Annotated in this window: 11 protein-coding genes and 1 tRNA gene; 2 read left to right on the forward strand and 10 right to left on the reverse strand. The window is 31.6% G+C overall.

Going from position 1 to position 12,056, the window contains the following annotated elements; all coding sequences use genetic code 11:
- Positions 1-29: 29 nt before the first annotated feature.
- From nifE to ACZ5QM_RS01045, 9 genes are all read right to left on the reverse strand, one after another.
- A complete protein-coding gene (nifE, locus tag ACZ5QM_RS01005) occupies positions 30-1,391 on the reverse strand; it encodes a nitrogenase iron-molybdenum cofactor biosynthesis protein NifE (RefSeq protein WP_464183032.1) in 1,362 nt (453 codons plus the stop codon).
- A gap of 7 nt (positions 1,392-1,398) precedes the next feature.
- Complete coding sequence (locus tag ACZ5QM_RS01010; protein WP_464203025.1) at positions 1,399-2,781, reverse strand: nitrogenase component 1; 1,383 nt, start codon at positions 2,779-2,781, stop codon at positions 1,399-1,401.
- A gap of 33 nt (positions 2,782-2,814) precedes the next feature.
- The gene (gene nifD / locus ACZ5QM_RS01015; protein ID WP_464183036.1) at positions 2,815-4,467 is read right to left on the reverse strand and encodes a nitrogenase molybdenum-iron protein alpha chain; all 1,653 of its coding nucleotides are present in this window, start codon (positions 4,465-4,467) and stop codon (positions 2,815-2,817) included.
- 29 nt (positions 4,468-4,496) lie between these two features.
- On the reverse strand, positions 4,497-4,868 hold the full coding sequence (locus ACZ5QM_RS01020) for a P-II family nitrogen regulator (RefSeq protein ID WP_464203026.1): 372 nt from the start codon (positions 4,866-4,868) through the stop codon (positions 4,497-4,499).
- Between the two features lie 2 nt (positions 4,869-4,870).
- On the reverse strand, positions 4,871-5,194 hold the full coding sequence (locus tag ACZ5QM_RS01025) for a P-II family nitrogen regulator (RefSeq protein WP_464183039.1): 324 nt from the start codon (positions 5,192-5,194) through the stop codon (positions 4,871-4,873).
- A 29-nt stretch (positions 5,195-5,223) separates the two neighbouring features.
- The gene (gene nifH, locus ACZ5QM_RS01030; RefSeq protein WP_464183041.1) at positions 5,224-6,048 is read right to left on the reverse strand and encodes a nitrogenase iron protein; all 825 of its coding nucleotides are present in this window, start codon (positions 6,046-6,048) and stop codon (positions 5,224-5,226) included.
- Between the two features lie 562 nt (positions 6,049-6,610).
- Positions 6,611-6,683 (reverse strand) — tRNA-Arg (locus ACZ5QM_RS01035).
- A gap of 53 nt (positions 6,684-6,736) precedes the next feature.
- A complete protein-coding gene (locus ACZ5QM_RS01040; RefSeq protein WP_464183042.1) occupies positions 6,737-7,399 on the reverse strand; it encodes a uracil-DNA glycosylase in 663 nt (220 codons plus the stop codon).
- A 337-nt stretch (positions 7,400-7,736) separates the two neighbouring features.
- Positions 7,737-8,276, reverse strand: a complete 540-nt coding sequence (locus ACZ5QM_RS01045; protein WP_464183043.1) for an HD domain-containing protein — start codon at positions 8,274-8,276, stop codon at positions 7,737-7,739.
- 145 nt (positions 8,277-8,421) lie between these two features.
- On the opposite strand from ACZ5QM_RS01045, the gene ACZ5QM_RS01050 reads away from it, so the two are divergent.
- Entirely contained in the window at positions 8,422-8,673 is a 252-nt protein-coding gene (locus ACZ5QM_RS01050; RefSeq protein WP_464183045.1) for a type B 50S ribosomal protein L31, read from the forward strand.
- A 478-nt stretch (positions 8,674-9,151) separates the two neighbouring features.
- Positions 9,152-10,555, forward strand: a complete 1,404-nt coding sequence (locus ACZ5QM_RS01055; RefSeq protein WP_464203027.1) for an anthranilate synthase component I family protein — start codon at positions 9,152-9,154, stop codon at positions 10,553-10,555.
- Positions 10,556-11,058: 503 nt separating this feature from the next.
- Here the strand turns inward: ACZ5QM_RS01055 and ACZ5QM_RS01060 are convergent.
- A complete protein-coding gene (locus tag ACZ5QM_RS01060; protein WP_464183047.1) occupies positions 11,059-11,976 on the reverse strand; it encodes an NAD(P)-dependent oxidoreductase in 918 nt (305 codons plus the stop codon).
- Positions 11,977-12,056 lie beyond the last annotated feature (80 nt).

A 12,056-nucleotide genomic window follows, 5' to 3' on the forward strand; every position in this document is an offset into this window, starting at 1 on the left:
ATCAATGTAGTTTTTTCACTATACTCATTTTAACTATTATTTTTTTCTTTATTGCATTTAAGAAGAGGGCTGAATTGCCAAACAGGACTATTCATTGTTTCATATATTTCTTTAGCAAAATTGAGCATACCTTCGTATCCAGCAAGAGCCAGTTTACGTTCGTGATTATGATCACAAAAACCAATTCTCAATTTATAAGCAATGGGTCTTTCTTTTACTCCACCTATAAAAAGATTAGCTCCAGTCTGTTTTACAAATTCAGATAGCTCAACAGGATTGGAATCATCTACAAGTATACACCCATCGTCACAAATAGTTTTCAATAATTTATAGTCTTCCACATTGCCTGTTTGTGTTCCTGCAATAACTGTTTTTACTCCTATTAATCGTAAAGCTTTTACCAATGAAATAGCTTTAAATGCCCCTCCTACATAAACAGCAGCTTTTGTACCAAACAAAGATTTTTGATAAAAATCAAGAAATGGAAGTAATTTTCTTAACTCGTCCTTTACTAAATTACGAGCATTTTTCATAAATTTTTTATAACAAAAAAATTTAGATACTTCATACAGCGCATCCGACACGTCTTCAATTCCAAAGTAAGAAACCTTAATAAAAGGAATACCATATTTTTTCTTCATTATTTTTGCCAAGTGAATCATAGAACCAGAGCATTGCACTACATTTAGCGAGGCTCTATGAGCATTTTGGATATCTTTTACTCGTCCATCACCTGTTAAAGATGCTAATATTTGAATACCTATTTTTTTATAATAATCAGTCAACATCCATAGTTCTCCTGCTAGATTGAAATCTCCTAATATATTAATACTAAATGGAGATATTTCCTTACTATTATCAGTTCCAAGTAAAGTTGCTACAGCTTCACAAGCTATTTTATAGCCATCTTTTTTCGTTCCTTGGAATCCTTCTGCCATAACAGGAATAATTGGAATATTTTTTATTTTTCTCACTTGACAACATACCGAACGAATATCATCTCCAATTACTCCTGCAATACAAGTGGAATAAACAAAAGCCGCCCCGGGAGAATATTTTTCAATCAACTCTATAAGAGTTTTATAAAGCCGCTTTTCACCACCAAATACTACATGCTTTTCTCTCAAATCAGTAGAAAAGCTCCTACGATACAATTCTCCTCCAGAAGACATAGAACCACGTATATCCCATGTATAAGAGGCACATCCAATAGGTCCATGCACCACATGCAAAGCATCTACTATCGGATATAAAACCACTCGAGAACCACAAAAAACACAAGCTCGTTGACTTACAGAGCCTGCTAAGCTTGGTTTTTCTCCTACCAAATCGAAAGAATCTGATCCTTTAGTAAGAACTTGCCCTCTGCGTCCTTGTAAAAAAATAGGCATCTTTAACTTAGATTTGGAATTCAACTTTAGATTCAGGACATGTTCCATCTTGATGATCTAATATTTTTTCTAAAAATTTAATAACCAGGTTACTAGCTCCAATATATCCCACATATGGAAAATAATTATTACCCGGACGATCTGTAACCGGAAATCCTAAACGAACAAATGGAATATTTTCGTCTCGAGCAATATACTTACCATAAGTATTACCAATCAGTAAATCTACTGACTTTTGTTTAATCCACTGATGGAGTTGAAACATATCAGCACGTTCCCCACTTTTGTATTTAGCTTCTGGTACTCTTTCTAGTAGCATTTTTTTTAAAGACTCATCAAAATGCTTACCTGGAGTTCCTGTGACAATATACACCGGTTTCATATCTAAAGTGAGTAAAAATTCAATCAATGGAATTAACGTATCAGGATCCCCGAAAAGAGCTACTCTTTTTTTATAAAAATACTTAGAGTTATCAGCTATTAAATCAACTAAACGTCCTCGTTCTTCTGTCAAAGAATCAGGAACAGGAACATTAGCATGACGACTAAGAGAAATGACAAAACGATCTGTCGCTTTTAGTCCAATAGGAATCTCTACAACCTCAAACTGAACTCTACATTTGTTTTCTAACTTTACACAAGCATCCTCTGTAGAATAAGCTCCTAGCCCAATGGTAAATTTGCTATCACCAGTTTCTATAATATCCTTCATTGTAGTTCCTCCTGATGGATACATCTCAAATTTTCCTGTTAAAGGAGTATCTAAAACATTTGATGTGTCTGGAAACAAAATAATACGAGCCTCCATCACACGAGCTATACGCCTAATTTCTCGCATATCAGACGGTTCCATCCATCCTGCAATAAAGTTAACTATGTTCTTCTTTTTAGGTGTAGCTGTAGAAAAAAATTTAACAAAAGCAGATAACTGGTTAGAATAACCTGTTATATGCGTTCCAACATAACTAGGAGTATTACAATAAATAACCGTTCTCCCTTCTGGAATTTTTCCTTCTTCTTTTGCTTTAGAAATAATTTGTGTCATATCATCACCTATCGTTTCAGACAAGCAAGTAGTATGAATAGCAATGACATCCGGTTCGTATACGGTAAATATAGTATCAATAGCGCTTACAAGATTAGAAGATCCTCCAAAAACAGACGATCCTTCTGAAAAGGAACTAGTAGAAGCCATAATCGGCTCTTTAAAATGACGTGTAAGTGCACTACGATGATAAGAACAACACCCTTGAGACCCATGACTGTGAGGTAAACATCTATGCAACCCAAGTGCTGCATACATAGCTCCAACTGGCTGACAAGTTTTAGCAGGATTAATAGTTAATGCCTTTCTTTCTATTTCTTTCTCTGTTGTATGACGTAATAACATATTTTCTCTTGTTTTAAGACTATTTAATTCAATTTAATATGCAAAAGTTGCTTCTATATACTCTTCACTTTCCCAAGGTGCCTTCACTTCATTCCAAATAGAAGCGCTCACTATCATTTCAATATCACGGTAAAAATTGATTGCCCCCTTAAATCCAGCATAAGGTCCACCAGAATCATAATTATGAAGTTGCTTAAAAGGAATTCCCATTTTTTGAACACAAAATTTTTCTTTGATACCTGCACAAAAAACATCCGGATGATATTTTCCAATCAATTTATCCATTTCATAATGACTAAGGTCGTCTATTACCAATGCTCCCTTCTCCATTTGTCTAATTAATCCATGATATTCATTGAATTCCATCCCTTTTGCCTTCAATAGTTTTAATTCCTCCTCTGTTTTACGAGGATTATATCGAGTAGGATCTTTTGTGACAGTTATTTCCTCAATATTACGGCTATCTGCATCAATCTGAATACTTGGGATTACATGACGACCCTCATAGTCATCTCTGTGTCCAAATTCGTAACCTGCAGCAATTGTAGTCATACCTAACTCTTCAAATAAATCCTGATAATGATGTGCTCTCGAACCACCCACAAAAAGCATTGCTAATTTTCCAACAGTACTTTTACGTGCTTCTTTGCAAATTTTTTCCACTTCAACTATCTCTTCAGCAATGACTTCTTCTACTCTACTAATAAGTTTCTTATTATCAAAATATTGTGCTATTTTACGTAGCATTTTTGCCGTAGAATTCGCTCCAATAGGTTGCACTTTAATCCAAGGAATACCAAATGCTGTTTCCATCATTTCAGCCACATAGTTGATAGAACGATGACACATCACCATGTTAAGATCAGCAGTATGTGCATTTTCAAATTTTTGAATAGTTGAATTTCCACTAAAAGTAGCAATTAGATTGATACCACACTTTTCAAAAATACGTTCTAATTCAAAAGCATCTCCTCCTATATTATACTCACCCAAAAGATTGACACGATACTCCAATGAACCTCTTACTTCATCATCTCTACCGATCAAATTCTTAAATAATCCATTATTAGCAATATGATGTCCTGCCGATTGAGATACACCACGGTACCCTTCACACGAAAAACCAAAAATATTAATACCTCCTCCTATTTCTTCCATCATATGTTTTGCTACACGGTGTACATCGTCCCCAATTAATCCAACTGGACAAGTAGAAAATATAGCAATCGTATGAGGATGAAATAACTCATATGCCTCACGTATGGCTTGTTTTAATTTTTCTTCTCCACCAAATACAATATTTGAATCTTGCATGTCGGTAGAAAAACAATATGTAATAAAATTCGAATCTTTTTCATTAACAGGAAGTGTTTGATTACGTCTTGTAAGCCATGAATAAAAACCACATCCAATAGGTCCATGTGTAATATTCACAATGTCACGTGTAGGCCCCAATACTACCCCTTTGCATCCTGCATAAGTACATCCTCTTTGCGTAATGATACCTGGAACTGTTCGCACATTTGCTTGTATTTCAGGTGGATTGTTTGGATCACTAATCAGAATAGATTTTGACCTTTTTTTTCCAACTTTTTTAGGATACTTTGTTATTATTTCTTCTCGGAACCCTTGTAGTTCAGTAACAAGAGAATCCATCGATTCTAGTTTATCTTTTTCGTCAACCATTGTTTATGCTAAATTTTAATAAAATTCAATTAATCTAAAGAAGTATTTCCGGAAATTCCACTTCGAATTGTGAAAGAATCCAGCGTACTAATTACAAAAATTTTTCCATCACCACTTTTCCCCGTATGATTAATTCTGAGAATTGTCTCAATTGCTAATTTTCTCTTTTCATCAGTCACAACCAATGTTATAATTCGTTTCGATTTTAAACGAGGAATCTCAGGTAAAAACTCAATATCCTCATTAGTTATCGTTTCATTTTTGATTTTTTCTAAATCACCATGCCCTTGCCCACGCCCTAAAACGGGCATTGCCGTAAATGACGGTAATCCCACATCTGCCAAGGCTTTTTTAGTCTCACTCATTCTAGTTATTCTTATGATTGCTAGTATTAGTTTCATAGTCAATCTTTTTTAGCTCTTGATATGGTGTACGTTTCTTCCACTGGGGTTACAAAAATTTTTCCATCACCTGCTTGTCCTTTTACCCCAGAACGAGCAGCATTGATAATAGTTTCCACTACAAAATCTTTATCTTTTTCATTGATTACAATAATCAATAAATCTTTCGGTAATTCATCGTAAGTGACATTACCCACCTTAAGACCACGTTGTTTCCCTCGTCCAAAAACAGATAATTTTGTTACTGCAGGGAACCCAGCATTAAACAAATCTTTCATTACAATTGGCGATTTTTCTGGCCGAACAATAGCTCTTATCAATAACATATTAATTTTAATTTAATTTATAGTGAATATCAATTCATAATACCAAAACCAATAAGCAGATCCTCTAATTCTTGTATAGAGAGTGGATTCGGAATAACAAAAATAGTATTATTATCTATTTTTCGGGCAAGAGTACGATATTCATCTGCCTGCGAATGATCCGGTGCATAATCAATAACTGTTTTACGGTTAATTTCAGCATGCTGTACCATATTGTCTCGAGGTATAAAATGTATCATTTGAGTACCTAATTTTTTAGCAAATTCCTCTATCATGTTTGCCTCATTATCTACTTTACGAGAGTTACATATTAATCCTCCTAATCGAACATCTCCTACCTTCCCAAATTTATGAATGGACTTACAAATATTATTTGCTGCATACATAGCCATCATCTCTCCTGAACAAACAATATATACTTCCTGTGCTTTACCATCACGAATAGGCATTGCAAATCCCCCACATACAACGTCTCCCAATACGTCATAAAATACATAATCAAGCTGCTTATCATCATCATAAGCTCCCAGTTGTTCTAACAAATTAATAGAAGTAATAATCCCACGTCCTGCACAACCAACACCTGGTTCTGGCCCGCCAGACTCAACACAACTCGTATTTTTAAAACCCTTTTTCATCACATCTTCTAATTCTACATCTTCTCCTTCTTCTCGAAGGGTATCTAATACGGTTTTTTGTGCTAATCCATGCAATAACAATCGTGTTGAATCAGCTTTAGGATCACAACCCACAACCATCACATTACGCCCTATTTCTGCTAAACCAGCAACTGTATTTTGAGTAGTAGTAGATTTACCAATACCCCCTTTTCCATAAATAGCAATTTTTCTCATAAAATCAATTTCTTTAGTTTAGATTAATGTATTCGCAAATATTATACCATACCTTTTAAATTGTATTGATTCAAAAAGTATTAATACAATATATAATTGATTACCATTAACTTAAAATTAAAAAGAAAATATCGATAAAAAATATACCAGAAAAATAATCTTACATAAATGTAAAATAAACAATACCTGAACATACAAAAATGTAGAAAATTAAAACTTTTTATAATAGTATGTACATTTGTATTTCTGTAATGAAATTTTATATCATATACCTTATACCACACAATTCATACAAAACATTACCTAAACATTATCCAACAACACATTACAATAGAGCACCAATAATTCCTCAACTGGAAATTTCAGAATATGATATAAAATACACAAAGTAGATTAACTAATTTTACAATTAAACTAGCTAAATATTTGACTCATTCAGGGGATGATACATGAATATATTTCCTCGATAGCAAAAGGGAATGAATTTATATACACCTGATAGATAAAAAATAACCGGAATTTAAAGATATCAAGAAATAAATAAAAGTAAATTTTTTCTTTGTGACTCCGGCAGGATTCAAACCTGCGACTTTCAGAACCGGAATCTGATGTTCTATTCACTGAACTACGGAGCCTGAATTTATATCAATAAAAGTTTATAGATTGATAAATCTGCAAATATCTGTAGTTACCAGACAATTGGAATTTGACCTGTTTTTATCAAAAAATTATTAGTCTTGCTGAAAGGTTTGCTTCCAAAAAATCCTCTATTAGCAGAAAAAGGAGAAGGATGAGCCGATTTTAACATCAAATTTCCTTCAGAAGGAATAAAAACTCCTTTTTTTTGCGCATAAGCTCCCCATAAGAGAAATACAACATGTTGTTTTTCTCTCACTATTATGCGAATAATAGCATCAGTAAATTCTTCCCAACCTTTTTGTTGATGCGAACCTGCCATATGTTCCTGAACAGTTAAAATAGAATTAAGCAATAACACTCCTTGTTTTGACCATCTTTCTAAATTTCCTGAAGTAGAAGAAACAATTCCTAAATCGTCTTGAACTTCTTTGTAGATGTTTTTCAAAGAAGGAGGAAGTGGAATATTTTCATTAACTGAAAAACATAAACCATTGGCTTGCTCTGGTTCATGATAAGGATCTTGTCCTAAGATGACTACCTTTACTTTATCAAATGGTGTCTTGTCAAAAGCACTAAAAATTTTATTACCTCTAGGATAAATCGTTTTTAAGGTATATTCATTCTTTATGAATTTAACTAGCTTTTTAAAATAGGGTTTATCAAACTCAGAAGCTAAATGCTCTCTCCAAGATTGTTCAATTTTTACATTCATAATGACATTTTATAGTTGAAAACTAGGCAAAATAGGATTATAGCAGTCAACTAATAATACTTGCTAACATTATCTGAAAGTATATTTATCTTTCAATAAATACATTATAATGACGAACTTCTTTCAGTCAAAATAGTAATTCTGATGAATTTATTTTTCAATTTTAGATACATCAATAAATTACCAAGGTTCCCCCTTAATTAAAGAGTTAAATATATTCATACATTAAAAAATGTAATTGTATAATTAGTAGTTAAATGTAATAGTTAAATGTAATAGTTAAATGTAATTAATTATGCTAAAATAATAATTGTAATACTAACTCTTATTGCCATTCTTATCCTAAGAATAGTTTCACCATATATTCAAATCGTAAAACAGAATCCGATCCATATCTTGAAAGCGATTTTTTTATTTGATCTATTGTTTTTACTTTTTGTAGTTGAGTTTTTGAAAAAAATTTATCGGAAAAACAAATAAGTTTTTCTTCTAAGGTCTCTGGTAGTAAATTTTTATGAAAAATCGGAATGTTATTTCGCAACATATCTTCTTTAGTCAACCCTGATCCCGTATGTCTTTTGCAGACTAAAGCATGCTTATGAAGATTTTCTTTCCAAAGAATTTTAAATCCTAAATAACCATGAAAAATGTAAGGGAAATTGCCAAAACACTGTATGTTTGGAGCATTTGTTAGATAAATTCCTATGTCGTGTAATAGGGATGCTTCTAAAATAAATGTATTATCCAGTTCCCATTCTGAGTGTACTCGTGCTATTTCTATTGCCTTATCAGCCACTAATAAACTATGCGTAAGTAAAATATTATAAAGTTTACTTTTTTCTTTATAATATTTTTTGATAATATCTATGGGAACCATATAGCTACTGTAAAGATACTTTAATAAAAAAATAAAAAAGAAATATTCTTATTATTATTCGCGAATAATGATAAGAATTCATGAATAATTCTATACTTTTGCAAAGAAATGTTTAGAATAGTTAACCATTGAAAAAGCATACTGAATGAAAATAGGAATTCATCCAATCAATTATCGCCCAGTTGTATTTAAAGATATGTCAAACAATGACATATTCATTACACGTAGCACTATCAATACAAAAGAAACCATTGAGCTAGAAGGTATTATTTACCCTCTAGTTAAACTAGAAATTTCTAACACTTCTCATCCATTTTATACTGGTAAGCAAAAATTAGTGGATACAGCTGGATGCGTAGACAAGTTTATGAATCGTTATGGAAATCGAAGAAAATGATCTATAAGTACTCACTTATAAAAGTAAGTACTTAAAATCCAAAGATTTTTAATATTGAAACAACATAGATATTAAACGGTAGTTGATATCAAAATGATGACGTAGCAATTTTATCAAAATACGTTTAACTGTTTGTTCTTTTACAATTAAAAGATACTAACTACAATATAGATCAATTTGTAATCCGATGTAAAGTAAATAATTTTTTCACCTATAAGTTTTCTAATTAAGATTTACTTCAATTTTAGGGAAATTTGTGTTGTTTTTTTTATTTGTAAAAACATCGTTGATATTTGGTATTATATTAAAAGAAAAAGTAAATATCATATGCTGGAGTTTTCTATTGGAAAACTTTTATTACATTTACGAACAATTGTTATGTGATGACCTCAACCATTATTTATGATATTTCATTTATCACAAATAATAGTGGTATAGTAGCGATTTATTTTATTATTAACCAATAACACATAAGGTTATGTATACTATTGTCAATACACAATGCAAAACAGTTTTGGCAGATTTGCAAACACCAGTCAGTATCTATTTGAAAATAAGAGATATTTTCCCTGAATCAGTATTATTAGAATCTTCTGATTTTCATGGAAATGAAAACTCTGTTTCTTTTATTGGATTTAATCCAATAGCACGTTTCGAAATAAAAAACGACAGAGTTAAATTAGTTTATCCAAACCAATTGGCATCTGTAATTGTAAAAGATACAACGTTACCTGTTGTTGATCAATTAAATCAATTTATTCATTCTTTCAAAATAAAGAGAAATACTACGAAGTATAATGGTTTTTTTGGATACACTGCTTATGATGCTGTAAAATATTTTGAAGATATTAACGCTGAAGAAAAGAAAAATACTGTAGTGGATATTCCTGATATGATTTATATTTTCTATCGATATGTTCTCGTCATTAATCATTTTAAAAATGAGATGACTATCGTAGAGAATATTATAGAAGGAGAGAAAAGTCAGATGAATGAAGTATTAGCTATTTTAAGTAATCGTAACTATGCCTCTTATAATTTCACTGCTAGAGGTGATGAAACTTCTACAATTACCGATAGTGATTATAAAGAAATGGTATGTCAAGGTATTAAACATTGTAAGAGAGGTGATGTATTCCAAATAGTACTTTCTCGTTGTTTTTCTCAAACTTTTGCTGGTGATGATTTTAAAGTATATCGCGCTTTGCGTTCTATCAACCCTTCTCCTTATTTATTTTATTTCGATTTTGGTTCATTCCGTATTTTTGGTTCTAGTCCAGAAACCCATTGCCGAATAACAAAAGGGCAAGCTTATATAGATCCTATTGCAGGAACTTTTTGTCGTACTGGCGATGACGAGAGAGATAAACAACTGTCACAAAATTTGTTGGAGGATCCAAAAGAAAATTCTGAACATGTAATGTTAGTAGATTTAGCTCGAAATGATTTGAGTAGAAATACTCACAATGTACATTTAGATTTCTACAAAAAAGTGCAATATTATTCTCATGTAATTCATTTAGGATCTCGAGTAGTGGGAGATGTGGAAGAGAATAGTAATACTATTAAGATATATGCTGATACTTTTCCGGCAGGAACACTTTCAGGAGCACCTAAAATTAGAGCAATGGAGTTAATACACAATATAGAACCCCATAAAAGAGGAGCCTATGGGGGATGTATAGGATATATCGGATTAAATGGTGATTTGAATCAAGCAATTACCATTCGCTCTTTTATTAGTAAAAATAATGTGTTATACTACCAAGCTGGAGCTGGTATCGTTTCAAAATCTAATGAAGAATCTGAGTTCCAAGAGGTTAATAATAAATTAAGAGCTTTAAAAAAAGCTATCGATGTAGCAGAAAAAATTCTAAACTAACTTGTCAAAAAATTACATTTTGTGTAAAAAAGAAATCTTATATTTTGGTTAGTAATGAACTCTCTTCTGTTCTAAGTTTTTTATAGATTTAGGAACATGTTTAGTAGGAAAATGTTTCCAAATGAAAACTATCTGTTCTTCTTATTTTATTATTTCAATAATCCAAACGCATGGACAGTGCTCTCGTTGAAAACTTAGATGGTAGTCAAATTTTGACATATAAAAGCTATTAGCATTTTTTAATTTTAACGAGAAGAAATAATCCCCTCCTCCTTTTCATAATTATACAAACTAGCTTTTCTATAAAGCCTCCTTGTTTGCCTCTTTTTCAGCACTTAAAACTTCTCTTTTTGAGAGTTATATATCAACCATGATCAAAAAAAATACCGTGATCCTACCTGCTCTAAGAAAACAAAACACTTCCTACTACACAAGAATCAAAAATATTCGCATATTGCACAAATTAAGAGACATTTTTTTAGAAAAACATTATCTTTTAGTTCTTAGTTTACTTTAAATCGAGTATCTCCATTCAAAAAAAAGTTTACAATTTGGTTAGCAGCAGCAATCCCTGCATTATTGTTAGCTTCCAATGTTTGAGCTCCAATTTTCCTTGGAGTAGAAAAATAACGTTTAGGAAATTTTACTTTTAATTCTTTATCATTGTTAGGCATTATATCTGTTATATATTTAACCTCTGGATAATCTTTCATCCATTTTATTAAATCTTCTTCGTTAATAATTTCCTTACGAGCCGTGTTTATTAAAAAAGCTTTTGAAGTCATTTTTTTTAATAAATCATAATTGATAGAAAACTTAGTCTCCGGTGTAGAAGGAATATGTAAAGATACATATTGACAAATTTCATACAATTCTTCCACCGAATTAAGTACTTTCACCCCGTCTTTCTTAATAATTTCAGCAAGACAGAAAGCATCATATGCATAAATGTCCATTCCAAATCCTTTGGCAATTTGTGCTACATTGCGTCCTACATTACCATATGCGTGAATACCTAATTTTTTCCCTTTAAGTTCTGTTCCACTACTTCCATCATAAAAATTTCGTGAAGCTTTAATCATCATTCCCAAAGCTAATTCAGCTACTGCATTAGCATTTTGTCCTGGAGTATTCATTACAACTATATTGCGAATTGTAGCTGCTGTTAAGTCTATATTATCTACACCAGAACCAGCTCGAACTATAATTTTTATTTTTTTCGCAGCTTCCAAAAATTCATTCGTTATTAAATCACTTCGAATAATAATGGCGTCTATATCTTTTATAGCCTCTAAAACTTGAAATTTATTTGTATATCTTTCTAAGATAACTATTTCCATCAAAGCACTGCTAATAATTTGCTTAATACTTTCAACTGCTTCTACTGCAAAAGGTTTTTCTGTAAGAACTAACACTTTCATAATATTTTGTTTTTTACTGTATTGTATACACAATGAGTTTCTACGATACAAATGTATAAATACTCATTGTAATTACTATA

Source organism: Azobacteroides sp. (SeqCode) (assembly GCF_055395615.1).

What these genes read in the sequence shown, in the direction of transcription:
- nifE (WP_464183032.1), bottom strand. Translation starts at nt 1,391, where the DNA reads ATGCCTATTTTTTTACAAGGACGCAGAGGGCAAGTTCTTACTAAAGGA.
- ACZ5QM_RS01010 (WP_464203025.1), bottom strand. Translation starts at nt 2,781, where the DNA reads ATGTTATTACGTCATACAACAGAGAAAGAAATAGAAAGAAAGGCATTA.
- nifD (WP_464183036.1), bottom strand. Translation starts at nt 4,467, where the DNA reads ATGGTTGACGAAAAAGATAAACTAGAATCGATGGATTCTCTTGTTACT.
- ACZ5QM_RS01020 (WP_464203026.1), bottom strand. Translation starts at nt 4,868, where the DNA reads ATGAAACTAATACTAGCAATCATAAGAATAACTAGAATGAGTGAGACT.
- ACZ5QM_RS01025 (WP_464183039.1), bottom strand. Translation starts at nt 5,194, where the DNA reads ATGTTATTGATAAGAGCTATTGTTCGGCCAGAAAAATCGCCAATTGTA.
- nifH (WP_464183041.1), bottom strand. Translation starts at nt 6,048, where the DNA reads ATGAGAAAAATTGCTATTTATGGAAAAGGGGGTATTGGTAAATCTACT.
- ACZ5QM_RS01040 (WP_464183042.1), bottom strand. Translation starts at nt 7,399, where the DNA reads ATGAATGTAAAAATTGAACAATCTTGGAGAGAGCATTTAGCTTCTGAG.
- ACZ5QM_RS01045 (WP_464183043.1), bottom strand. Translation starts at nt 8,276, where the DNA reads ATGGTTCCCATAGATATTATCAAAAAATATTATAAAGAAAAAAGTAAA.
- ACZ5QM_RS01050 (WP_464183045.1), top strand. Translation starts at nt 8,422, where the DNA reads ATGAAAATAGGAATTCATCCAATCAATTATCGCCCAGTTGTATTTAAA.
- ACZ5QM_RS01055 (WP_464203027.1), top strand. Translation starts at nt 9,152, where the DNA reads ATGTATACTATTGTCAATACACAATGCAAAACAGTTTTGGCAGATTTG.
- ACZ5QM_RS01060 (WP_464183047.1), bottom strand. Translation starts at nt 11,976, where the DNA reads ATGAAAGTGTTAGTTCTTACAGAAAAACCTTTTGCAGTAGAAGCAGTT.